Annotated in this window: 13 protein-coding genes and 1 pseudogene; 12 read left to right on the forward strand and 2 right to left on the reverse strand. The window is 41.9% G+C overall.

Annotated features, from left to right (window positions below; translation table 11 throughout):
- Nucleotides 1–10: 10 nt before the first annotated feature.
- Together V7K85_RS34545 and V7K85_RS34550 are read right to left on the reverse strand one after the other, a co-directional pair.
- Nucleotides 11–700 (reverse strand): response regulator transcription factor, encoded by a 690-nt coding sequence (locus tag V7K85_RS34545; RefSeq protein ID WP_334820927.1) that lies wholly within the window; start codon nucleotides 698–700, stop codon nucleotides 11–13.
- Nucleotides 694–1,875: a sensor histidine kinase gene (locus V7K85_RS34550; RefSeq protein ID WP_334820929.1), complete on the reverse strand. Its 1,182-nt coding sequence runs from the start codon at nucleotides 1,873–1,875 to the stop codon at nucleotides 694–696. The genes V7K85_RS34545 and V7K85_RS34550 overlap by 7 nt, the downstream gene beginning before the upstream one ends.
- Before the next feature lie 1,508 nt (nucleotides 1,876–3,383).
- Between V7K85_RS34550 and V7K85_RS34555 the strand changes: the two genes are divergently transcribed.
- The 12 genes and pseudogenes from V7K85_RS34555 (at nucleotide 3,384) to V7K85_RS34610 (ending at nucleotide 21,368) form a co-directional block, all read left to right on the forward strand.
- Entirely contained in the window at nucleotides 3,384–5,591 is a 2,208-nt protein-coding gene (locus tag V7K85_RS34555; protein ID WP_334820931.1) for a hypothetical protein, read from the forward strand.
- Nucleotides 5,592–5,924: 333 nt separating this feature from the next.
- Nucleotides 5,925–7,718 carry a ShlB/FhaC/HecB family hemolysin secretion/activation protein gene (locus tag V7K85_RS34560; protein WP_334820933.1) on the forward strand — a complete coding sequence of 598 codons (1,794 nt, stop codon included), beginning with the start codon at nucleotides 5,925–5,927 and terminating at the stop codon, nucleotides 7,716–7,718.
- A gap of 3 nt (nucleotides 7,719–7,721) precedes the next feature.
- A pseudogene (locus V7K85_RS34565) lies at nucleotides 7,722–7,928 on the forward strand (winged helix-turn-helix domain-containing protein); the annotation flags it as partial.
- Nucleotides 7,929–8,059: 131 nt separating this feature from the next.
- Entirely contained in the window at nucleotides 8,060–10,345 is a 2,286-nt protein-coding gene (locus tag V7K85_RS34570; RefSeq protein WP_334820935.1) for a COG1470 family protein, read from the forward strand.
- An 888-nt stretch (nucleotides 10,346–11,233) separates the two neighbouring features.
- Nucleotides 11,234–12,079 carry a Pvc16 family protein gene (locus V7K85_RS34575; protein WP_334820937.1) on the forward strand — a complete coding sequence of 282 codons (846 nt, stop codon included), beginning with the start codon at nucleotides 11,234–11,236 and terminating at the stop codon, nucleotides 12,077–12,079.
- 45 nt (nucleotides 12,080–12,124) lie between these two features.
- Nucleotides 12,125–13,843 (forward strand): phage tail sheath family protein, encoded by a 1,719-nt coding sequence (locus V7K85_RS34580; protein WP_334820939.1) that lies wholly within the window; start codon nucleotides 12,125–12,127, stop codon nucleotides 13,841–13,843.
- Between the two features lie 54 nt (nucleotides 13,844–13,897).
- Complete coding sequence (locus tag V7K85_RS34585) at nucleotides 13,898–14,356, forward strand: phage tail protein (protein ID WP_334820941.1); 459 nt, start codon at nucleotides 13,898–13,900, stop codon at nucleotides 14,354–14,356.
- 120 nt (nucleotides 14,357–14,476) lie between these two features.
- Nucleotides 14,477–14,962, forward strand: coding sequence for a phage tail protein (locus V7K85_RS34590; RefSeq protein WP_334820943.1), 486 nt, complete (start codon nucleotides 14,477–14,479; stop codon nucleotides 14,960–14,962).
- Between the two features lie 53 nt (nucleotides 14,963–15,015).
- A complete protein-coding gene (locus tag V7K85_RS34595) occupies nucleotides 15,016–16,029 on the forward strand; it encodes a DUF4255 domain-containing protein (protein WP_334820945.1) in 1,014 nt (337 codons plus the stop codon).
- Between the two features lie 196 nt (nucleotides 16,030–16,225).
- The gene (locus V7K85_RS34600; protein WP_334820947.1) at nucleotides 16,226–16,669 is read left to right on the forward strand and encodes a hypothetical protein; all 444 of its coding nucleotides are present in this window, start codon (nucleotides 16,226–16,228) and stop codon (nucleotides 16,667–16,669) included.
- Between the two features lie 211 nt (nucleotides 16,670–16,880).
- Nucleotides 16,881–18,917, forward strand: coding sequence for an ATP-binding protein (locus V7K85_RS34605; protein ID WP_334820950.1), 2,037 nt, complete (start codon nucleotides 16,881–16,883; stop codon nucleotides 18,915–18,917).
- 810 nt (nucleotides 18,918–19,727) lie between these two features.
- Nucleotides 19,728–21,368: a sigma-70 family RNA polymerase sigma factor gene (locus V7K85_RS34610; RefSeq protein WP_334820952.1), complete on the forward strand. Its 1,641-nt coding sequence runs from the start codon at nucleotides 19,728–19,730 to the stop codon at nucleotides 21,366–21,368.
- Nucleotides 21,369–21,388 lie beyond the last annotated feature (20 nt).

Consider the following 21,388-nt stretch of genomic DNA (forward strand, 5'->3'; position numbering starts at 1 on the left):
TTGAACCCAATTACGACTGAACCAGATTCATCTTGATGGCTGCCACAATAGCTTGTGTCCGACTTGTTACCTGTAGCTTCAGAAAAATATTAGTGAGATGCGTCTTAACAGTAGCCACTGAAATGTAGAGTTGCTTCCCAATTTCATCGTTTGAGGCTCCTTGAACGAGCCAATATAGAACATCGCTTTCTCTCTCGGACAGGTTGCAGGGCTGACCGATCTGTGAGGGTAATGAGGCTTGGGTTTTTTGGAATTTTCTAAAGAAGCCAGTGGCAACTTCAGGTGGTAAATAGATTTGGTTTTGCATAATAGTGGCGATCGCATCTAGCAACTGCTGTGAAACCTGACCCTTAAATACATAGCCATCCGCCCCTGACTGCATAGCCTGATAGATCCAGTAGTCTTCTTGATGACCCGATAGAACAAGGGTTCTACTCGATGCATTGCTATCTCGGAGCTGCTGTAATAGGGAGAGACCATCTCCTTCAATTAATTCCATGTCAATCAGAATTAGGTCAGGAGTATGCTGCTTGGTAAGGGATAAAGCTAGAGCTGGACAATTCGCTTCCCCAATCACGTTAATGGCTCGATCCTGAATCTGGGAAAAGCTTAGGAGGGTTCTGATTCCAGCCCGAAATTGATGATCGTCATCGACTAAAAGCATCGATAGGGTTTTGCTGTGTTCTGCTTGGGTTAACATGCGGCGTTGTCCTCTAATAAGTCAATGGATGGAATCAATTGAGGTAGGCTGATCGAAAATTCTGCACCTTTTTTGGGTGCATTTCTTGCCCATAGTTTCCCTCCATGATCGAGCACAACTTTTTGGGCAATAGCTAATCCTAAACCTGTTCCCTCGGAACGGCGGGTATAGAAAGGCTTAAACAGCTTCTGTAAATCCTCTGAGGATAGACCGGGGCCTTCATCTCTCAAGGTCAGCAAAACATCACCCTGCTGCTCTTGCCAATCAATGAAAATTTTTGCCCCTTGGGGACTAAAATGAATGGCGTTACTCAATAAATTGCTGATAGCTTGTTTGATTTGAAGTGGATCGAGTTTCAAAATAAGTGTGCGATCGGCGCAACAAACCTGAAGATCTTTCTCCGAAATCCAGCCTTGAAATTCTTCCAGCGTTTTATAAACGAGACTACGGAGATCTTGCGGTACAATCTGCAACTTTTTACTACTTGCACACTGCACAATCTCAGTGAGAGTTTGATTTAAGCTGTGAGCAGTCTTGCAAATGACTGAAGCTTGTTCTTGCTCCTTACTGTTAGGCAGAAGACGACTAAGGTTATGAGCATAGAGACTAATTAAACCTAAAGGATGACGTAACTGATGCCCGACTCGTTGAACAAGATGTTCTAAAATTTGAATCTTCTGGCGGTGTTGCCAATTTTGTTGATGTTCGTCTAAATATTCATTGATACTGGCAGCCGTTCGCTTGATGAATTGCCGATGAGTATGAGACAAAGGCCCCTTGGCAAATAATAGTAAGTATTGATTAGGCTGACTTGATTCACCAAAAGGACAATAATAGAAGCCTTTTTCTATTGTCCCTGAATCAATCGGCTTTAGCGCAAGAGCTGATGAAACATTAGCTAACCAACCTTCGGTCTGTAAGTAAGCTAGGGTCTCTTTCGCAAAAGAAAAAGGCATTTGAGAGGCTTCAAGTACTTGTTGGCCGGACATCTGCGGATCTTGATAAACCACTCTCGTCCATTGAATCTGCGATTGAGCTGCCAGTTGCTCGATCTGTAGCTGCAAGAAATGCTTTAGTTTCCGGGTGTAATACTGGGGAGTCCCTTTTTCTGACTGAGGACTCAGATTTTTTAAAAGTTTGAGACCTATGCTTGGGTTATCTGTGAGACTATCCATACTTTCCTCCAAATTATATGTTCTACTTCTGGTTCTGTTGGAAAAAAAGTTGTATCGCAAAAAGTGAATGAGATGGTAAGCTAGAAAAACCTTGTCGTTGATGATCAGCTTCCCATGAGGAGCAATGCGATTTTGTCAGGTGCTAAAAATTGGGGGTATAAATCACTTATTTAATAGTGTGTAGGCATAGCCCGCCGGAGGCATCGCAGCTATATAGCTGTTTTTATTGAGAATTAAAACCCGATTTAACAAAATTGCATTGTTCCCTTAATCATTTAGCCGTTTTCAAGATTTCTTACTTGGAGTTGGTAAAGCAAGAAATTCAGTGAATGCAGTCAGTTTATATTTGGACTGATAATTATGATTTCAAGCGATGTCATCTCAATTCCGTAATTCTGTTGAAAATTTTTCATCCACTAAAAGAAGCTACGGTAGATCCCTTGTAGGGAATATTTCAAAGCTTGGCTTTTCATAGCAGTAGCCAAAGCAGAGAATTGTAATCACCACGGGTGCGGGTACATTCTTGTGGGTGATGAAATGCTGAGGGCGCAAGCCTGTCAACCAGGCAAGGCGATAACCCAACTCACATAAGCAGTAAAACATAACCTCTAATCATTTCATATTAAATTGACGCACTTATGAAAAACTTATAACAAAAGTATGACCAGAGATTTTTACTAAACAGCCTGTTTAAAACAATTCGCAATTACGTTTTGTAACGGGGATTTAATCGCGACACAAAACGTGCTACCTGTAGAGGCAGGGGAATTAAACTCCAAAATTTTGTTAAAATCAGGAAATAAAAGAAACTTAATCCAGATGAATATTGGTCATAAAATCTTGACAATAGATAGTTATTAGCGCTCGCTGGTTTTTGATCTGACCTCACAAAATCGCGTTCGCCTGGTGATTAATGAACGCAAGCATGAAATTCAAATCCTTCAACACAGCACGCCGCAAGAGGGTATGAGGCGATGAATATGGTCTGCAAAGGACAAATTTCAGGTATCAAAAAAGGTGACATTTTAGGTCAAGTAGAATTCGTGTCTGAAATTTTTGAAGTTGCTGCATAACCAGCTACAATTAATGAGGCTCTTTTGTCTTCAGTAAGTTTTGCGACAGAACCAGGTCTTTCAACAGTTCAGTGTAAAACTGTTCGAGAGCGGTTGTTGTCTTGGTTGTTGTCGTCATCTGTTTTCTCCTTTAAATAATTGGGTCTTGTGGAGCAGCATGTGAGTACAGTTCTTTGTTTGTGAGCAAGCATAACTAACGACTTAAAGCCAAAGCCGAACTTATACTTCTATAATTACTCATTGGGATAACTGAAATCAGAATATGCAGCCTTTGAGATGATTATTAGTGTTTATACTAAGAAACAACCGCTGCATAAGGTGGCGATGTAGGTGTAATCGCTTATCAAAGTGCCTCAGTGAATTAGACAGAAGTCGGATCTATTTCAATCAAAGTTGTTATTAAATACTAAAACAACCCAAATATTTCTCTTTACTATGCTTGCCAGCTCAATAATCGATGCTAGCTTGACCGCACAAAATATAGCCTTTCGCCCCGGAGGCCCATCGGTTTCTTTTGGTGTTTCGGTCATCAACCGCAGCAATCAGTTTGCGTCGTTTCAACTTGAAATTAAAGCGGCGGGAGCAGGCGAGCAGAGTAACTGGTATCACCTTTCTCCAGATGTATCTACAGCTAAATCACCCGGCGATCGCACTGATTTTCAAGTTAAGATTTTAGATTCTCCCATCCCTGATTTCGTCGGGATCGTCAATCTAACGGTGCGGGTTTTTTCGCCCCAGCTCTCTGAAGAACGACGATTAGTTCTGCGGTTAACTTTAGAACCTAGCGGTGAATTAAACCTACTGCGGATCGGACTACCTACCCAGCGGTTTCAAGTCTATCCTCGTAACGTCGTGGATATTCCCGTGACTGTCAAGAATGTGGGGTCGCAGCCTTACCAAGTGCGCTTGCAGTGTGCAGAACTTGAGCCGTCCTGGCTAGTTGGTAGCTCTGAACGGTATATAGAAATTCCAGCTAATGGAGAGATAACAGCAACCTTCCAATGTCAGCCCCCTAGAGCAGATCGAGTTCCGAGTCGCGATTATCTCTTTATCATAATTGCTAAAAGTCATGTAGGTTCTCCCGTTGAAGTACAAGGGATTTTAGAAGTTCTGCCCGTTGGGTTCATGCAGTTTGAAGTCCAGCCTCAGCAGCAGCGTATCCCGGCTAAAAGACCCTGGCTCCCGAATTGGCGATCGCGTAGCAGTACTTTCCAATTGATGTTTAAAAACAATAGTAATCTGTTGCAAACGCTCGATCTTGAAGTACGAGGCCAAGACGCCAAAGGATGCCAAATTCAGGTTAGTCCAGAAAAACCTATTCTGCCATTGGGGGAAATAACTTCTACAAACCTAACCCTCTCTCCCCGTCGTCCCTGGATCGGCTGGTCGCGAAAACTAAAGTTTGAACTCAAGCCTTGGCTATCAGACCCAAGATTAGGGAGTACCGATCCAGCAACCCAGATTTTATTCTTAAAGGTTTTCCCAATTGTACCCTTATGGTTATTGCTGACATTGCTCTCAATGATCGCAGCCGCTATATTTATACCAAAGCCGATTACTCATCTAGCTGGCGTTAATGCCGTGCGACTCAGTGGTACGAGTGGCAGATCGCCACTGGTAATGAGTGCCTCAGACGATTGTTCAGTTCGGACTTGGGGCGTAACAGATTGGGGAACGCTAACCCCCCAGGGTACCTTGAGTAAGGGAACGTTAGCCAAAACCTGCACGGATACTCAACCTAACTCATCCATTGGACTTCTGGCGATTACTCAGCAAGCAATCCGGTCGCTAGCATTAATTCCGGTGAAAAATAATCAGGTCTTTGCAGGTCTAGAGAATGGAACCGTTCAGGTCTGGGATATCAACACTGGGAAGGGACTCTATACGCTCAAAGACCCCAACGACCAGACAAGCGATCGCATTCTGGACTTGATGTTCACTCGCAACTCTCTGACGTTATACGCCAGCTATGGGAGCGGAACCATTCGGAGTTGGCAAAGGCCGAGGGATGTCCATTTTGATTCAAAGCCTGCCAAGGTTTTGAAGGTGCCCGCTCGCTTTGCATATCAAGCCTGGTCTTTAGCACTCAGTCCAGATGAAAAGATCCTTGTGAGTGCCGGACAGTTTAAACGGCTTGTCTTGTGGGATGTGGCAAACTCGCAACCTCGGCAGCTAAGGCTCTCAGAGAATGCTCAAAATCGCGGAGAAAACGACTTTTTCTGGGATGTCAACTTTGCGCCCAATACTCCCATCCTAGCAGCCTCTGATTCTGATGGTTACGTTACTCTTTGGGATTTAAGTCAATGTCAGAAAGCAGCGCCAAAGGGGTCGCCTAAAGAACAGCTCCCTCAGCAAAGCTGCGAACAACGGGCGAGGTGGCAGGTCTCAAAAACATCGGTTCGCAGCATTCTATTTACTCCAGATCAACGATGGCTCGTGAGTGCAGGCGATGATGGTCAGATCCTGGCCTGGCGTCTGACCGCAAAGGTCACTCCCGATCTGACTCAAAAACCGAAGCGGATCGCAACCCTGCCCAGCAGGATTACTTCCTTAGACTTGATTGCTAATGAGCAGGGGGTTTGGATTGCCAGTGGCTCCGATGATGCACAAGTTCGCCTCTATCGCTTTAACCCAGATGAATAAAGCAGAAGAACTGAGCTCTGTTTGATTGCAATTAAAGGAAGTTTCGGTTCGACTGAGTTGACCGCCGCCATGAATACGCTGGCGTTGCTCAAACATAATGATGAAACTTCAAATAAGAGGTTGTTGGAAAAGTAGTTGGTTGTGATTTTAGGGACTTATCGATACCCCTAACCCCCCTTAAAAAGACTACGGTGTACACACAAGTCCAAAAAACCTAGCTTGATAAGACTTTTCTGGTTCCCAGTCTGAGACTGAAAATGCAGAACTTTTCAAACATCCTCTGAAGCATTCCCCGTATAATCCCATAGTTACTCACAAAAATAGTCCGGTGCGATGATTGATAAATATCCCCAAAATTTTATAGTGTCTTGCTTGCCGCTGAGTATGCTTATATTACTCAACAGCATATCTTTTAGTCCACTGAAAGCTCAGGCTGCTAATACTACACAATTTCCAACTAGTAATTTCATCCTGTCGCAAAAATTCCCACCACCACGGGATGTTAAACCACCCACACCTTCGCCACTTCCCTCACCTGAACAGCCACAGCCACTCCCCCCACCAGCAGAACTATTTCCACCCTCTGCTCCAACTCCCACACTTGAGGAACCACTCCCTAGCAACTTTTCTCAAACTATTGTTGTTGAACGGTTTGAAGTTGTTGGTAGCACAGTTTTCAGTCCCGAAGAGTTAGCCCTCGCCACTGCTGAATTTACCAAACGACCGATCTCACTGAGTGAAGTGTATCAAGCACGTTCTAAAGTTACTGATTTATATGTCAAAAATGGTTACATTACTTCTGGTGCATATATTCCACCTCAAACAATCCAATCTGGTGTTGTCAAAATTCAGGTGGTCGAAGGTAAATTAGAAGATATCCAGGTAACTGGGACTCGGCGGTTGAATCGGAATTATGTCCGCAGCCGACTAGCAATAGCGACATCAGGGCCTCTGAATCGCCAGCGTCTATTAGAAGCACTGCAACTTTTGCAACTTAATCCTTTGATTCAAAACGTGACTGCTGAACTCTCGGCAGGATCGCGGACTGGTGCGAGTCTCTTAGAAGTTAAAATTAGTGAAGCCAAAACCTTTAGTGGCCAAATAGTTCTTGATAATGGGCGATCGCCTAGCGTTGGCAGTTTTCGCCGCAGATTACGATTGAATGAAGCCAACTTACTCGGATTGGGAGATGGTCTGAGTTTAGGCTACACTAATACCGATGGTAGCAACTCCTTTGATGCCAGCTACACATTGCCTCTCAATCCCCGCAATGGAACTCTTAGCTTCAACTATGGCATCACATCGAGTAATGTCATTGAACCTCCTTTTGACTTCCTAGATATCAAATCGGACTCTCGCTACTATGAACTGACATTCCGCCAGCCAATAGTCCAAACTCCTACACAAGAATTCGCTCTGGGGTTAACAGCTTCCAGACGAGAAAGTGATATCTCATCCTTTTTACAGAGACAAGGGGTTCCCGCCTCTGAACTTTCGCCTGGTGCTGATCAAGAGGGACGCACTAGGGTATCTGCGTTACGGTTTTTTCAAGAATGGACGAGTCGTAACAGTCGTGAAGTCATCGCCCTACGCTCTCAATTCAGTTTGGGCATAGATGTGTTGAATGCCACGGTTAATCAAGATCCTCCTGATAGCCGTTTTTTTGCTTGGCAAGGGCAAGCGCAGTGGGCACGCCTTTTAGCTCCTGAAACCTTACTATTACTTCGTTTAAATACGCAACTCGCATCTAGAACACTCGTGCCTATAGAGCAATTTGGCTTAGGTGGGCAGGATAGCATTCGGGGCTACCGTCAAGATTACCTGCTGACGGATAATGGCACTTTTGTTTCTGCGGAAGTTCAAGTACCAATTCTGCGCTTACCCCAGATAGATAGTGCATTACAGGTTATCCCGTTTGTAGATTTTGGTGTTGGCTGGAATAGTTCTGGTAGAGAGAATCCCGACCCTAATACTCTAGCTTCTGTTGGTCTGGGGTTGCGTTGGTCACAGGGCGATCGCTTCACCGTTCGTCTTGACTGGGGTATTCCTTTAATATCTGTTAACTCAAATGAGAGAACATTACAAGAAAACGGTCTGTATTTTAGTTTGCTCTATAATCCTTTTTAAAATAAAGCAAGAAAGAGCTATCTAAATGTTGAACAATAAGAAGAAATATTAAGTTGGCTGCAAACTCTCATATTGTTGGGAGCTTGGCGAACTTGAGTATAAATTAGCATTTGAATATGATGTAACTTACGAGTCAAACGGAGCTATTATGACTTGTTTAATCCGGCAGGAATTAGTTGGAAGAAAACCACGCTTGTTAAATCCAAAAGCCGAGTTTACCACGACGACAACTATTTTTTCTAATTTCGGTAAAGCTGCATTTTGGACATTTTCTTCTTTTATTGTGCAACTACCATTACATTTTAGCAACGACATAGTTTTTTACTGAAGACGCTGTAGAGATGCTGAATTTGATAACACCACTTAAAGTTATACTGAATCCTCCCACCCGCCTAGAGGGTTTCCCAGGGGAGAGCGTTACCCTCCACATCAGTCTGATTAATCAAGGCGAGCAGGGAGCCACGATTGATGTGTTTGTCGATCCCACGGCTCAGACCCTGCTGTCATGGTGTCCATCTGCAAGAAAGCGGGTCGCCCTCAACTCCCAAGAGGCTTGTGAAGTCAGCCTGCTCTTTGTGATTCCCTCAGACGCTCTACCAGGAAGTTATCCCTACACGATAGTAGTAGATGCCCCAGAGCATTATCCAGAAGAGACTCCGATTCATTACCCAGCCAGTCTTGAAGTTATAGTCAAAGAGCACGCTGTTATACGGTCACAAAAGCTTAACTTTTCAATTAGCCCAGCAACTAGTCCCGTTCAGCCCTTATTAGTTCAGCCCAGCCAGCACCAGACGCTATCAGTAATCGTGAACAATCACTCTAGTCGAGTGGATCGGTTTCGGCTTTATTGTCTTGACTTGGATAAAACGTGGTTCACGATTCAATATCCTTACAACGAACTGAATGAGTTAGGCGTCGTTTCCAGTACCGATGGTTTGGAGCTTAATCCTGGAGGCCAAGGTGAAATCATCATTGAGTTCCATTATCCAATAGACATGCCCGCTGGTCACTATTCACCGACTCTACAGCTGATTTCTGATAATGCCCCAGAGCAGGTCTTTTTGGATCTAGTGTATTTAGAGGTAAGCCCAAAACTTCACCTGAGTGCTGAACTAGAGACTATTCTTGGAAAAGTCAGTCACAGTCCGGGTCAGTATCGACTCACATTGACAAATCACGGAAATTCAATTCGAGAATTGGCTGTAAGTGCTAGCAGCCGAGATGAAACGGAGTCGTGCTACTATGTTTGCACTCCGTCTTCTGTCAATTTGTTGATTGGCCAAACAGCAACGATTAGTCTAACCGTTTATCCCAAGCAGAAATGGCGACGTCCTCTTTTTGGGTATGGCTTAGAGCTACCGTTTCAAGTCAATCTTCAAGATCTTCAAGCATTACCAACGCCAGAAAATTTACCGATGGGGTTGTTAGTCTGGAAAGCACGCCCTTGGTGGCAGTTTCTGCTGTGGCTGCTGGCAGGGGTTGGTGCATTGTCGGGACTGGGCTTTTTGATTTGGTTTGTGTTCTTTAAACCCGCTCCCCCGCCAATCCTGGCAGAATTCAAACCGGATAGTGCTAGCTATACGGAGGGAGGCAGGGTACGCCTAAACTGGACGATCTCGAATTCAGATCGGCTCGAGCAGTTGGTGATTTCTTCAACTAAAGATCGAACTACGAACAGTCCCCAAGTTTACGACTTTCGTCAAGGCTTACCGACAGAACTGAACCGTTATTGCCAAATTCGCGATCGCAATTTAACCTGCACCAATGTCGATACAGGTGCCCGATTGGCGGCAGAATACACCTTCCAACTTCAGATTAAGGCAAAATCAGCAGAAAAGCTTATTCAGCAGAAACTGGATGTCGTAATTCAACCTAAGCCACTGCCGCAGGTGGTGAGCATTGCAGCACGCCAGTCTCAACTCGAAAAAGGGAAACCCTTAACCCTTAGTTGGAACATCAAGAACTTTAGCCAACTTAGTCAGCTTCAGGTTATGGGTCAATTCAATGAGGGTAAACCAACGCTCTTCAAGACTTATGATTTTCAAAAACAAATTCCTTTGGAACTAACGAAGCAATGTCAACCTCCAGTCAACGAGACATTGAGTTGTGCCAACGTGGATATAGGGCTTCCGGCTAAACCAGGCAACTATGCGATTAGCCTTCAACCTGTGTCTAGTGGAAGTCAAAAACAATCACCACTCTCCAAAGCAGTTCAAGTCCAGTTAAAGGCAACACCCCTTCAAATTATGAACTTTACGCTCAATAATCAAAGTTCAGAGGCGAATCCCTCAATATTCTTGAAAGTTGGACAAGTTGTGACTCTCAACTGGCAGGTACAGGGGGATGGTGTCAAGGTTAAACTCGAACCTTTAGGTGATGTCCCAGCTAGCGGTTCTAGGACATTCAAAGCAACCACAAATCTCTCTCAAATTATCCTCACGGCTGAAACCGAACAAGGTCAATCAGTCAAACGTGCGTTTTTGCTCCAAGTTGATACGCCAAAACCACTTCCGAAGCCGATTAATACCAATTCTCCAACGCCAAAACCACTTCCGAAGCCGACTAATACCAATTCTCCAATGCCAAAAACACTTCTGAAGCCGATAATACCAATTCTCCAAAAATAAGCTACAGATCACAGAGTAAAATTAACGAGTTTAAGCCGAAACAATGGCAGGGATTTACAAACTAGAGATCAAAGAAAGCGAGACAGAACTCAAGCAGTTGTTAAGAGCGCAAAGAACGGCAAAAGGAAAGCAAAGGGTGCAATTACGGTTGTGTCGCAAAAACTTACTGAAGACAAAAGATCCTCATTAAGTCGATCTGGTTATGCCGCAACTTCAAAAATTTGAGACACGAATTCTACTCGACTTAAAATGTCACCTTTTTTGATGCTTGAAATTTGTCCTTTGCGGAGCATGTTCATCGCCTCATACCCGAATGGCACGCTTGTAAAGCCAAAACACTTGTGGTTTAAGCAGTTTGTAATTGCTTAGGCTTTATCATTAAGGGATAAGCTTTCGAGCGGCGTTTACGGACTCGTGCTTCACTCCGACCTGGGCGATGTCTAATGACAAGCCGCTTCTCTATCAGAGGCTGCGCCAACGCGTCTACGCTCACAGCCTTGTGAGCAATGACTTTAAGTAAAGTACGATCAATTCGGTGAAGTTGTGTTGAAAAAGCTGCTAACAATTGGGAAATAAAATTATTCAAATGATAGCGAGTGCCTTATAGCGATAAGCACAACGGGGGAGTGCCATAAGTAGTCCCAGCCGACCACATCAAGCTACAAAGTAGATTGAAGGGGTTGTATAGAGTTGACCTATTTGTAATCAAATAGCTTGTATAATTAATTACATTTTAAGATAAATGTCTATGCAAAAATGACCTTTTGTCGTGATTTTTGAAAAACAATTAAGCTATAACTTCTGAATTTAAATTAGTACATAAGTCTGATTGCATTGGCTAGGAGATGGCTTAATCTGAGTATATAGAAACGAATTAGATATCTGCTTATGCTAAATTCGATTCTTCAAACACTTGCTGAAATGTTGGCTAGCGGATCTGTTCTCACTAGCACTGAGCAAATAGACTTTAGTCACCCTGCAAGCTTAGAGAATAGTAATAGGAAGCTATCACTTAATCTCTATCTCTATGATGTTCGAATCAGTAAAAAAATACCAAATAATGGCAGGCAGGTTGAACGCAATTTTGATGATTCACGACAGGTTGCAGAAGTATGTAGAGCACCCAGTTGGTTCGATATCTCCATTGTGATCACAGCCCGCGATCGCACTGTATTAGGAGAGCTTCATCTTCTGTCTGAAACTCTACTGCTGTTAATGCGTAGTCGAGTATTGCGCGAGGAGTTTCTAACTCCTGACCTTCGTGGTCACGGCAACTTATCATTATCAGTCACTAGCGACCCACCCATTGATGTAGGAAGTTTATGGAGTTCTCTTTCTATTCCCATACGGCCTGCTATTTATTTGACAGTAACTGTTCCCTTTAATGTATGGAGAAAAACAACTGTACCTTTGGTTACTGAACGGCATTTTGGGGTCAATAATTCAATTCCAGGTATCAGCAGGAGCGGCTCTAAAACTCAGCGAGTTGCCATTGCTGGCATTGTAAAAAATACTCTTAACTCAAAGCCATTAAAACGAGTTCAAATCATACTTGAAGGAACCGAAAAATCAGTAACTAGCAACGAGGAAGGATATTTTTTCTTTGAGAATTTGGCCTCTGGAAACTACATTTTACACCTTAAACGATTTGGCTATCAGTTTAAGACTTGCAATGTTTTTGTAGACGGAGAATCATGTATCCCCAAAGAGATATTACTTATGCCCGCCTACTAGATTTCTATATCAATCGATTATCCAACAAATCAAGGAGCACTTAACATGGCTAGACTAGACTATTTTGCACCAGGCGTTTATGTTGAAGAAGTCGATCGCGGAAGTCGTCCGATTGAGGGCGTCAGTACTTCGGTCGCAGGATTTATCGGTTTTACTGAAGATATACGAGGCGGGGCGGAACTCTTTAAACCCATGCTTGTCACAAGTTGGACTCAGTATCTTGAATACTTTGCCCGACGCAACTCTAACGGTTTCACAGACTTCGATGCATATTTACCTTTCTCAGTTCGAGGATATTTCCTGAATGGAGGCGGACGTTGTTGGGTTACAAGTATTGGAACGCAACTCCCCGGTATTGGGCTAGAAAATTCAAAACGGCAAGCACCTATCTTAGAGATCCCAAGACGCGGTAATCGCCCAAGCTTAAATTTATCCATCCGGCCTGAACACTTCGATAACGGACCCATTAAAATCGAAATTCGGGATGGAATGCCTCGTGCGTTACCTCCTGTGAAGAATGACGATAAAGCGAGCGACCAGATTAAAGGTCAATCGCAGGGAACGCATAAAGTAGAAATACCTCATAATCCACGTGAGTTCTTCTCTGTAAAAGTGTGCCGAGATGATCAAGTGCTTGAGCAATACAATCACTTGAGTATGGATCCAAAACCCCAAACGCAGGCTGCAACCTACGTTGTTGAGGCTCTGAAAAACTCTAAGTATATTTCGATTGGAGATATTGCCCAGCCCGGACAGCCCTTATCTCGACGACCCTTGAATGGCGAATACGAACTACTGCCTCCAGCGCCGAATTCTACACCTGAGAAATTTGCTAGTGAAGTAGAAGGGGATCGGAGCGAACGAACTGGCGTTCTCGGCATCTTTGAAATTGACGAGATTACAATGATATGTTTTCCGGATTTAATGCGAGCCTATGAAGCTGAAGTTTTAAACCTTGAACAAGTTCATGGTGTGATGGAGACTATGATCAGCATGTCTGAAGGTTCTACTAGCGGCGATATGCCAGGGCCGACGAATCGAATGGTTGTGTTAGATCCTCCTCCCGATCGCACTAGACCTCAAGATGTCGTTGATTGGTTAGATGAGTTTGGTCGTCGTTCCATGTTTGGAGCTCTTTATTATCCCTGGGTTAAAGTACCCAATCCTCGAAATGCAGGGCGTTCAATTCTTGTTCCTCCTTCTGGCCATATGATGGGCGTATGGGGACGAACGGATGAATCGCGGGGTGTTTATAAGGCTCCTGCTAATGAAGTCCCCAGAGGAATTACTGGCTTGGCATATGATGTCAACTTTAGAGAGCAAGAACTCCTTAACCCGCTAGGTATCAACTGTATTCGTAAATTTCCTAACCGAGGAATTCGGATTTGGGGTGCCAGAACCCTGGTTGAACCGGACAAAACCGAATGGCGATATATCAGCGTCAGAAGGCTCATCAGCTATATTGAGCGCTCAATTGAAGCTGGAACTCAGTGGGCTGTCTTTGAACCTAATGACGAAGATCTGTGGACGCAGGTTAGATATACCGTTAGTAATTTTTTAGAGCGGATATGGCGCGAAGGTGCATTGTTCGGAGCTAGTCCTAGCCAAGCGTTTTACGTCAAATGCGACGCTGAAAATAATACACCTGAAACAATGACTTTGGGGCGTTTATATATCGATGTTGGTGTATGCCCGGTACGTCCGGCTGAATTTGTGGTTTTCCGCATCAGCCAGTGGAATGCTCTTGAAACAGAACAAAACTAACAATTCTCTCAAATCAACCAACTATTCATTGAACGAAATAACTAGGAAAAAATCATGCCAGGTCAAGATTACATTGAATGTTCTAGCTTTACCTTTACTGCCGGGTCTAAGATCAAGGACTTACCAGTCAAGGAGTTCAGTAATATGGGTATGGATGCTCCTCCCACCGATCATGTTGCCGGATCTGGGAAAAGTGGAGAAAAAACAATGCAACCAAGGCCAACACCTGTCAAACCGCAGAACCCAACAATTGTTTTGGCTGGATGTAAAGATAAGAGTGCCTATACTTGGTTTAACAAAGTTAATCCTCCTACAGGTAAAAATCCTGACTGGAAAGGACAACTTGAAGATGCAAAAATCACTGCGTATGCAGATGGTAAGCCAGTTATGGAATGGCAGATTAAGCAATGCTATCCCTGCAAATATTCGGTTTCTTCAATGTCTTCCGGTGGTGGAGAATTAATTTGCGAAACAATAGAGTTAGTTGCTCAAGAAGTCACACGTGAACAATAGTTAATATCTGTCTTGCTCTCGCGCAAAAATAAATAAACAGCCCTCTTTTAATAGAGGGCCAACCTTTTTTAACCCTGTTGATTTCGGTAATTAAGATTCTTTAGTTCGACGAAATAAATTATGGCAAATTCATCTAAAACTCCCGTTTTTCTGACTGCATCTAATTTCCATTTAGATTTAAAGCTTGATGGCTCAAGCGACGTGGTAGACGCAGTTTTCTTAGAATGTCAGGGATTTAACTACTCGCAAGATGTAATTGAGTTTAGTGAGGTTACTTCGGGTCGATGGGGCAAGGCAAACAAAGGAAAGTTTGTGCGAACGAAACTTCCAGGTAATGCCAGGAGCGGAAATTTAACATTACTTCGAGGAATGACAAGTTCGATGGCTCTATGGAACTGGTTTGAGTTGACTAAGGATGGTAACTGGGCTAAACAGAGAAAAAATGCTCTTATAACGATCCATGAAGATGGAAAACCCCAGGCAAGATTTGAACTTAGAGCAGCCTGGCCATCGCGGTACAAAATTGCAGATGTTAGAGCTAATAGCCAAGAGATAGAAATAGAGGAAGTAGAAGTTGCCTACGAAGGGTTTAAACGGGTGAAGTAAAGGATTTATACAGACAAAGCTCTGAATGAAGATAGTGCATTAAGTGGAAACTTATGAGTAATGGATTAGCGATCGCAGCGATAACAGCTGTATTCAAAAACTTATTAGAAGACGGCTTGGTTCAGAATGCAGCTCTGTCGAGTATGGGAAATGTGCTAATAACCACACTTCCCCCAGATCAGATTTCTATTGGAGTCGATGGTCAACCTCAGCTAAATCTATTTCTCTATCAGGTTTCAGAAAACCGTAATGCAGATCTGGGTGGGCGCGATGCCAAAGGCGGCAAGCTACGCAACCAGCTAGCCCATCATCAAGCCAGTACAGAAGAAGGTACAATTCTCCCCTTAGCCATCAATCTCCATTATGTATTGACCGCCTACGGAAACAAAGACTTTCAGACGGAAATACTGTTGGGTTATGTTATGCAGCTCATGCATCAAACTCCGGTTTTATCCAACGCCGCGATTCAAGCAGCGCTAAATCATGTCGCAACTATCAATCGTTCCGGTCTTTTGGCACAAGCGATTGAATCGACTTCTGTTAAAGCTTTGACCGAGCAGTTAGACCAAGTAAGGATCGCGCCAAACTTGTTCGATACAGAACAGATGTCTAGATTGTGGTCGCTCTTACAAGGTTCTTATCGACCCTCAATTGCCTACGAAGTATCGATGGTGTTTATTGGCTCCAAGAAATCTTCACTTGCTCCAGGTTCTAGTAAAGGGGCATTGAATCAGCCGCAAATTGAGAAAATTGTTGCATCGCCTACAAATAGCGAGATTGTAGCGGGGAGCAGTCTAATCATCTATGGGAAGAATCTTAGTGCGGATATAACTCTGCTACGTCTGAACGGAGGAGAAAACCTCTTAGAACCACAAATTGTTGAAGACAACAGAATTTTGTTTAAACTGCCTCAAAATTTATATGCTGGGGTTCAGAAGGTTCAAGTTGTTCATCAACAACTATATAAGTACCAAAACTATAAAGATTTAGAGGTAGTGTCGAATGAGCAGACTTTCGTTTTGCATCCAACCATAAACGATAGCGCTGTTATAGCTCTTCAAGACTAATATGTGGGGCTACACCAATTCGTTTCGGCATGACTCATCTTTGCACTCACTACATTTATCGTAAGCGATTATCCGGTCATGATATCAGACCATAAATCGGCTCATATTGGAAGTAGTGAACAAAAACCTAATCTTAGGGAATCTGGATGATCACATAATAATATCATTTATTTGTTGTGAGGTTAAAAGGAAATTAATGCCAGAGACAAGAACAGGCGGGCTACGCCCCGGAAAACGAGAGGGTACTAGAAGTCATTCTAAAATAGGAAGTAGTAGCACTAATTACAAAGAGATTGAAAAGGCACTTGGTAGTCGTCCAGGTTGGGATGATAAGGTGGTAGAACAAGTCTATAGCAATACCAAAAAAAGCATCAATGCTAATGGCGAAACTACATATGAATGTGCAGCATCAGGTGAATTCTTGACAAAAGGTGAAACCTCTATCGATCATATTGTAGACTGGATGACATATTGCCAAGATTATTGTGGCAAAAATAACGGAATTAATGATGATGGGACTCTCGACAGAGCTATAGTTAGAAAAGGTTATAACGACATAGGTAATCTACGAGTAGTCAGTAAATCGGAAAACTCTAGTAAGGGCAACAGACGCATCTCTTCTAGAAATGTATTGCAATGAACTAGGTAAAAACTTGTAGTTTTTTCAAGTAATTGTCGCTCATTATTTTTATTTTCATCAGCTAAAAGCATTAGGCTGAGGCTTAAGAATTTGACAGATATTAATTTAACGCTTCAAAAAATCATGTTATTTGAGTTTTTGAAGAGAATTAAAATATCAAAAATAATGACAACTCAATTTTGATCGGTTTTTGTTTGTATAAATGTTAGTTATGACTCTTGCAAATACTTCTGAAAATTGGCAGCAAGAAAATAAAGACTTTTTACTTGCTGCTCTCGATCGACTTGGAAATATTATGAAAAGTTATATAGATCGATGTAAAAATGATTCCTTAAGAGATTTACCAATTCAAAGTGAAGTTCATTTTCCTCTAAAAAATATAGGAGTAGAAATTTCTGCTCCACCTGCACTAGAAGTACTCTGCAAACGGTTTAATCTTTCAGATTTTGAAAAAAATTTACTTTTGCTTTGTGTTGGAGTTGAGTTGGATTTAAATTTCCCCGATCTATGTGCCGAAGCTCATGGCGATAATCATCAAGATTATCCAACGTTTGGTTTAGCTCTTCGTGCATTTCCCAATTCACACTGGAGTGCATTGGCACCTAGTGGACCGCTTCGTAGCTGGAAGTTAATTGATTTAGGTCTAGGTAGAACCCTCACCAACAGAGCTTTGTATATAGATGAGAGAATTCTTCATTATATAGTGGGCGTACAAACGACGGATACATTATTAACAGGAATGACTGAGCTATCCCAAAACGTCCAGCAACTTATACCCTCTCATCAGAGCGTGGCTGACAAAATAGAGGCTTTATGGAAACTAAGCTTTTCTCATAATATTCTCCCCATCATTCAACTGTGCGGCTCAGAAATAGAAGATAAGACAGATATTGCTCAAGTTGTTTGCGATCGCTTTGAGCAACGGGTGAGTCTTTTAAACTGTCATCGCATCCCTCTTAACCCCGAAGACTTATCATTGTTTATCTGTCGATTGGAGAGAGAATGCATTTTAGATCGTAGAGTCCTTCTTCTAAATTGTGATGATATCGATCCTTTCGATCAACCACAAAGAGTTGCGATTAATCAACTCCTTGAGCAACTAGGAGGGTTTGTAATAGTTACGACACTTTCTCCACTTCAAGGCATAAAGCGTCAGATGATTCGCTTTGATGTTCCGAAACCCTTACCTCAGGAGCAGTTAATTACCTGGGAAACCTCTGTGGCCGAACTCAAAACTCGACTCAATGGGCAAGGGAAATATATACCAGACTCAAATAAGCAACTGCAAGACTTGCAGGGACTCACGTCTCAGTTTCAACTTAGTACGTCTATGATTCGTCGAGCCTGTACAGCAGCTGTCGGGCAGTTGACAATGCCATCTGCTCCTTCCCTAAAACAGGCTCTATGGCAAAGCTGCCGCGTCCAAGCTCGTCCTGGATTAGATGAGCTTGCAGAGCGAATTGAGTCTAAATTGTCCTGGGAAGATTTGGTATTGCCGCCCCTTCAGAAGGGAATCCTCAAGGAAATTTCGGCTCATGTCCGACAGAAGGCCAAAGTATACGAAAAGTGGGGATTCGCATCTAAAAGTAGACGTGGACTGGGTATTACAGCGCTATTTTCTGGGCCTAGCGGAACCGGAAAAACTCTGGCAGCAGGTGTTCTTGCCAATGAGCTGAACCTCGATCTCTATATAATTGAACTTTCTGCTGTTGTCAGTAAGTACATTGGCGAAACTGAGAAAAATCTCCAGCAAATCTTTGATGCAGCTGAGAGCGGGGGTGTAATTTTGCTTTTTGATGAGGCAGACTCTATCTTTGGTAAACGGAGTGAAGTTAAAGATTCTAAAGATCGCAATGCCAATCTAGAAGTCAGTTATTTACTTCAGCGAATGGAATCCTATCCAGGAATGGCTATTTTAACGACGAATTTACAGAGCAATTTAGACCCTGCATTCATGCGGCGACTTCGGTTCGTGACTCAATTTTCTCTCCCAGATGCCGCCCACCGAGCTGAAATTTGGCGACGGATTTTTCCGCCTGATACGCCAACCGAAGGCTTAAACGTTGAAAGACTGGCTCAACTTAACGCTCCTGGCGGTAATATCCGCATTATTGCCCTCAACTCAGCCTTTATGGCCGCCGATGCAGAAGAGCCTGTCCAAATGAAGCATATTCTTAAGGCAACTCAAACAGAGTATGAAAAACTAGGGAAATCATTAACGAGCGTAGAAATTTCTGGCTGGATTTAAGGTTGTGTCGCAAAAACTTACTGAGGACAAAAGATCCTCATTAAGTAAGTGGGCGTCAATAAAGTTAACTGGTGAGGGTCGTCATTTGTTTTTTGTCATTGCTCATTCGTAAGGTTTTCAGGCATGTTTATTTTTCGTAACACAGTTTGGTTTATTTCTGCCTACCTACTTAATTGGATCTGGTTATGCAGCAACTTCAAAAATTGAGACACGAATTCACTCAGAGTTTTAAAAGTTGTTTTTGATTTTTGCTTTCGAAAAGTGACAAAAGAGGGGTATTAAGCACCGTAACAGTTGTAGTCCTCGTCATACTTAGTAAAACTTGTTTTATGTTATACCTTAATGATGTGCCAGTTGCGTAAGCTTTGATATTATTTATTTTTCCTAGCTTGCTAAAACCAGTCTTTTTGTTGTTTGATAAATAAATATTCTATGCTCACAAGGTCAAAGTATAAGCATTTTGACCGATTTTTACTCTCAAGTTTTTATAATGCCTACAACCTGCCTGCATAATTAGCTTGCTTTGCTCCCAATAAGTTCAGTAAAGCTAAAATCACACAAAACTAAGCAGTGTATTTAATACTTGCATAGGTGATCAACGCGATTTTGTGAGATCGGAGTTAAATTATCAATTACATTGGTAAATTCTCAATAAAACCAGGGTTTTCGTTGCGATGCCTACGGCGGGCTGTGCCTACGCATCCCAAAATAGCCTATTTCCGTTCTTGGTTTTAGCACTTCACCAAATCGCGTTGCTCCCCTTGCATAGATTGTAAACCTCATTTTGTTATCTAGTAGGGAGAAAAAATTATGGTGCTTAATTTTACCAAATATGATAGTATTCCTGTACTACCAAAGCGGAGGGATAATCTTAACAAATTTTCTACCTATATTGTGCTAGGTAATCAAAATAATCAATTAGCGTTGCAATGGAAACATCAACCTTCTCTGCAACGTAATTTGAAATTATATGAAGACAAGCATCCGGAGTTTTCTAATTTATTTTGCCACCAGGATAAAGGAATAGACATCGCAAATTTTTGGCGAAAAGTAGCATTTGATGAATCACAATTAATAGCAGATTGGGAGCCAAGCAATAAAACACAACTTGCCTATGAACATTTAGCAAGTTACTTTGAAGAAAAATGCTATTGGGCTGCCAAAGACTTATGTAAAGAGCGTAACGCCAATTCTTGGGAAGAATATCTATGTATTGCTAGATTGCTAGTTTACAACCCACTAAAATTGAAAGAAATTTTAGTTAAATATAATTATAAAAGTGCGAATATAGAGACATATATAACTAATATATTAACAAACCATATTAAATATTCAGCAGAAGTTAATAGATTTTCGCGGTGGAGATTGTTATACAAAAAGAGTGATAAAGAACTCATAGAAGCACTAAAAGTATTCGGAATCATCGAACCAGAAATTTCATTAATTATTTTTGCTAGAAAATACTTTAAACAAGTTTATTTAATTAACAAAGTTAAAAATCCCACCAGAACTATAGGTAAAAAATGGATAGCCCCTGACGAAGAAGATTTTTCAAAATCTGCTCAATGTTATAACGTAGAAAAGGTATTACCAATTGCACCCCATGAGGTATTTGCTAACTCTACTAAGGTGACTGCAAAACAAATTAAAGATTGGATGGAAATTTCTATTAAAGCTTTAGAAAGTTATCCGATATCAATTCTACCGAAATTTTCACTTGATGCTTTGCAAGCTGAATTTGAAGTTAAATCAGAATTACAAGTTCCGGAAATCGAATGGGAAAAGATATCAAGCATTGAGGATACAAAAGAACAAGGATTTTTGGTGAATCAAGCTAATTCAATTTTATCTGAGCAACTTCAATCCCTGAAACTGGATGAACAAAAAATTTTACTTCTCTATTATGGGTTTGGACTCAATCAAAAACAGCTAGCAGATAGATTAGGAATGAATCAAAGTACAATTTCTCGCTATCTAACTAAATCTACAATCAAATTATTAGAAACTATAGCCAGAATCTCCCAACCACAACGATGGGTTAAACAGTATGTAGGGCGATGGTTAGAAAGTGAGTATCATGCACCAGTACACTCAGATTTGATTCAAGCAGCTTTGGTGTCAGCAATCAAGAAATTAGTAAACGAAGAACGCGAGATTTTACAACTTTATTATGGAGAGCAAATGGATGAAATAAAAATTGCTTCTCAGTTAGGTATTAGCTTGAATGAAATAGCTACAAGACTTAATAAAACCAGAAATCAATTACAAGAGAAATTGATGCAGGAAATAAATATTTGGATTAAAGAATACTTAGAAAAGTGGTTAATTAATTATTACAAATCTTTCGTAAAAGTAGTGTTGAAAAAGGAAGCTAAATCAGGAAATAAAGAATTAAAACTAGAAGAAAAGATTTTCCTAGTGGAAATATATATTCAAAATCAGTTGTATTAACTTTATTAGAAGGGAGAATA

Origin of the sequence: Nostoc sp. (genome assembly GCF_036917615.1) — a bacterium.
Lineage (GTDB): Bacteria > Cyanobacteriota > Cyanobacteriia > Cyanobacteriales > Nostocaceae > Nostoc.

Excerpts from the sequence above, each read along its gene's own strand:
- V7K85_RS34610 (WP_334820952.1), top strand. The coding sequence starts at position 19,728 with ATGGTGCTTAATTTTACCAAATATGATAGTATTCCTGTACTACCAAAG.
- V7K85_RS34590 (WP_334820943.1), top strand. The coding sequence starts at position 14,477 with ATGGCAAATTCATCTAAAACTCCCGTTTTTCTGACTGCATCTAATTTC.
- V7K85_RS34555 (WP_334820931.1), top strand. The coding sequence starts at position 3,384 with ATGCTTGCCAGCTCAATAATCGATGCTAGCTTGACCGCACAAAATATA.
- V7K85_RS34585 (WP_334820941.1), top strand. The coding sequence starts at position 13,898 with ATGCCAGGTCAAGATTACATTGAATGTTCTAGCTTTACCTTTACTGCC.
- V7K85_RS34580 (WP_334820939.1), top strand. The coding sequence starts at position 12,125 with ATGGCTAGACTAGACTATTTTGCACCAGGCGTTTATGTTGAAGAAGTC.
- V7K85_RS34570 (WP_334820935.1), top strand. The coding sequence starts at position 8,060 with ATGCTGAATTTGATAACACCACTTAAAGTTATACTGAATCCTCCCACC.
- V7K85_RS34550 (WP_334820929.1), bottom strand. The coding sequence starts at position 1,875 with ATGGATAGTCTCACAGATAACCCAAGCATAGGTCTCAAACTTTTAAAA.
- V7K85_RS34595 (WP_334820945.1), top strand. The coding sequence starts at position 15,016 with ATGAGTAATGGATTAGCGATCGCAGCGATAACAGCTGTATTCAAAAAC.
- V7K85_RS34600 (WP_334820947.1), top strand. The coding sequence starts at position 16,226 with ATGCCAGAGACAAGAACAGGCGGGCTACGCCCCGGAAAACGAGAGGGT.
- V7K85_RS34560 (WP_334820933.1), top strand. The coding sequence starts at position 5,925 with ATGATTGATAAATATCCCCAAAATTTTATAGTGTCTTGCTTGCCGCTG.
- V7K85_RS34575 (WP_334820937.1), top strand. The coding sequence starts at position 11,234 with ATGCTAAATTCGATTCTTCAAACACTTGCTGAAATGTTGGCTAGCGGA.
- V7K85_RS34605 (WP_334820950.1), top strand. The coding sequence starts at position 16,881 with ATGACTCTTGCAAATACTTCTGAAAATTGGCAGCAAGAAAATAAAGAC.
- V7K85_RS34545 (WP_334820927.1), bottom strand. The coding sequence starts at position 700 with ATGTTAACCCAAGCAGAACACAGCAAAACCCTATCGATGCTTTTAGTC.